General features: G+C 39.5%; 4 protein-coding genes and 1 pseudogene. All 5 read right to left on the reverse strand.

Annotated elements, in window-relative coordinates:
• Positions 1-195: pseudogene (locus PLH43_RS13205) on the reverse strand (hypothetical protein); the annotation flags it as partial.
• A complete protein-coding gene (locus PLH43_RS13210; protein WP_324363884.1) occupies positions 161-340 on the reverse strand; it encodes a hypothetical protein in 180 nt (59 codons plus the stop codon). The pseudogene PLH43_RS13205 and the gene PLH43_RS13210, both read right to left, overlap by 35 nt.
• The gene (locus PLH43_RS13215; protein WP_324363886.1) at positions 318-1,226 is read right to left on the reverse strand and encodes a C39 family peptidase; all 909 of its coding nucleotides are present in this window, start codon (positions 1,224-1,226) and stop codon (positions 318-320) included. Before PLH43_RS13215 ends, PLH43_RS13210 begins: the two co-directional genes overlap by 23 nt.
• Before the next feature lie 76 nt (positions 1,227-1,302).
• Positions 1,303-2,109 carry an Abi family protein gene (locus PLH43_RS13220; protein ID WP_324363890.1) on the reverse strand — a complete coding sequence of 269 codons (807 nt, stop codon included), beginning with the start codon at positions 2,107-2,109 and terminating at the stop codon, positions 1,303-1,305.
• Complete coding sequence (locus PLH43_RS13225; protein ID WP_324363888.1) at positions 2,016-2,261, reverse strand: hypothetical protein; 246 nt, start codon at positions 2,259-2,261, stop codon at positions 2,016-2,018. Before PLH43_RS13225 ends, PLH43_RS13220 begins: the two co-directional genes overlap by 94 nt.
• Positions 2,262-2,405: the final 144 nt, after the last annotated feature.

Consider the following 2,405-nt stretch of genomic DNA (forward strand, 5'->3'; position numbering starts at 1 on the left):
AATTTCACTTTCAGCATCCTTTAAAGCCTTAAGGTCAATGAGAAAAAAATCAAATTGGCTTAAATTTCTGACATCATGAATTACAAACTGTTTCAGTCTGAAAAGACCGGACATCTTCTTGATTGGTATTCCACGCTCTTTTTCCACAAAGTCAAAAAGGTTAATGTTCTGGTTGCTGCACAAATACAGAATCACGGCTGTACCCCCTTTGCTCTCCAACCTTAAAATCTGAGTTGACTTTTATCGGCTTCTTCTCCGGCTTGCTCGTAATTAACAATACAATGCCGACCACAACAACTATGACATAGATAAACATTTCAATGATGATCTTCTTTTTCATAGCTTTCTCCTTTCGAAATTATCCAGAACGGCCCGCCTGAACCCGCCTGCTTGCATGCTTCATTCAAAATTAAAGATATATCCCACTCCTGTTCGCTTCGGCTCTTGCTGATAGGGTCTGCGACAAGGATTTTACCTTTGCCTGTAACCCCTCTTAACACAATAAAGTGCCCGGATTTTGTGAAATGGCCCTTTCCCATAATGGCAACAACAAGTTTTCCGTTCGCCAGAGCATCTACAATTCTCTGCGGCTCATTTACAGTACAGCCCTCCGCTTTTAATCCGAAATGCCTTGCTCCGTCAGGAATCAGGCTATGGTATGAACCATTCCCCTCACACCGGTAGCCGTTTTCATATGCCCATTCACTCATTTGAACCGGATCAATAACCGGGTAAGTGGACACTCCTCTGCTATCGCCGGTCATCCTCTCTGAGGAATGTCCAAGTAGGCTTGAAACCACCATTGCCAGTGATGTCGGCCCACAGCCGCTCGTGCCGATGGTTCCTGTTTTGCCATAAGGTTTGTTTGCCCATCTTTTGTCAGCCTGATTGAAATACACTACATCGATAGCCCCATCAGAAAAGGTTACTCCCGAATAATCAATGCCGTTGCTTTCCCTGTAGCTTGCATCATTTATATCAATGGTCTGGTCAAGTGAAAAACTGTCATGTAGCTGTGTCACCTGAGCAAGCTCATTGTCGGAAAATATTGTACTCAAATATTCCAGTGGATGCGTAATGATATACACAAACATGGTCAGATTTAAAAGCACCGATATTACCGGTATCAGTGCAATCATAATGATTCTTTTCCGTGCTTCCTCATCAGCAGCTGCCTTTAAGGCTAATTGTGCAAGTATCTTTGCGGTAGCCGGGTCTATTGCCATATGGGTTCACCTCCAATTTTGGGACAAAAAAACGAGTGCCTATTACAGCACCCGTCCGGCCTAAATTAATAACTTTTTATTCCTGGATTTTAGACAATTCAACCTCTTTCCAATTCTCTGGAAATCCCATGAGATGTAAAATATCATTGATGTTGATAGTATGGATTTTGGAACTGAGTTTTTTCAACTGTCCGTCTATTATTCTGACCATCTCAGAAAATTCAGCTGTTCTATTCTGCGGCAATAGTTCTTTTATACAAATCATTAAAGAAAATACATCATTAATTCCTTGCAGGTACTTTCCGTTAGCATTTTTACATATTTGCAACTCAGCATGTATAGGACCTGCTTTTATTTCAACTCCATTAAGCTTTGTGTTATATAATCTTTCATCATGCGCGCATATATTTCTAAATAGTGACATCGCTTTAAGATAACTGCGAAGAATATTTTCCTGCAATCCGAATTCTTTAGCAACAGCCTGTCTATCCGTAAGTTTCATTATCCCATAAAATTTGCTGATATTGCCAAATGTCAGGACACTTACCAATACCCAAAAAGGAACGTAGCCATATTTTGTAACATAATGTGTAATAGCATTATGTTTCCCGCTCTGTTCTGATATCGCCCTTTGCAAAGTTGAAATTACGGCCATTATAGATTGCAGCTCTGAGTTGTTTTTGTATGTATCAAAATTACCCAGTTTCAAATAATTGTCATGTCCGTACTTCTCTGAGAATTTATATGCAATCACAGACTTGATATTGGTCTCCAGCTTTAAAAGCTGCTTTAAAAATATAAAACGCAGTTCCCTATCAAACTCATAAAGTGCATAGATTTCATCAAAGTCGGCACCATCCTTAAATTTCTCTCTTCGGGTGATGCAATTTCCAGAAACAGGTCTTTGTAACCATTTATAACATTATAATAATTTTCAGTTTGAAGAACTCCTATGGCTCCTTCATCAACTTTCAATCCCCTGCTTCTAAGTATTTCTATCTGCTCACGATAAGTTTTAAACAGCTTGTCCCCCATCACAATCCCCTTAATGTAAAATGGCCCTGGCTCTCAAGGAACACCAGGGCACTGATCAACTTTATCGATAACATCTTTTACAAGGTTATCGTAACATAACAATTACAAGTAGTCAATACTTATTGTGATTGTCATGCATGAATA

The sequence above is a fragment of the Acetivibrio sp. genome (assembly GCF_035371925.1).
Lineage (GTDB): Bacteria > Bacillota > Clostridia > Acetivibrionales > Acetivibrionaceae > Hungateiclostridium.